The following is a 281-nucleotide window of genomic DNA, read 5'->3' as shown; positions in this document are numbered from 1 at the left end:
TGACAGAAAACGGTGTGAACCTCAATACACAATCCACAGCAACAGCAGTGGCCCGTGTCGTGACAGACACCATCAACCTGGGTAATGGTAACGATACACTGGTTACTTACGGTGCGATCAACCTGGCGGGTGCACAACTGTCCGGTATTGAAAACATCTCCGCCAATTCAGCCCTGGTGATTACGGCATCTGAATACAATGCCCTGGTAGCAGCACGCAATGCCTTGTCCCTGAGCACACCGGTCATCACATTCATAGGCAATACCCCGCATCAACTGACG

Annotated in this window: 1 protein-coding gene; it reads left to right on the top strand. The window is 51.6% G+C overall.

Going from position 1 to position 281, the window contains the following annotated elements:
- Positions 1-14 precede the first annotated feature (14 nt).
- A partial coding sequence (locus tag ACO0LK_RS27075) for a hypothetical protein (protein WP_422980618.1) occupies positions 15-281 on the top strand: 267 nt, incomplete at its 3' end.

Origin of the sequence: Undibacterium sp. Ji49W, from assembly GCF_049340205.1 — a bacterium.
Lineage (GTDB): Bacteria > Pseudomonadota > Gammaproteobacteria > Burkholderiales > Burkholderiaceae_D > Undibacterium.
The sequence above is the reverse complement of the archived record's forward strand: the minus strand, read 5'-3'. Positions and strand labels throughout refer to the sequence as shown.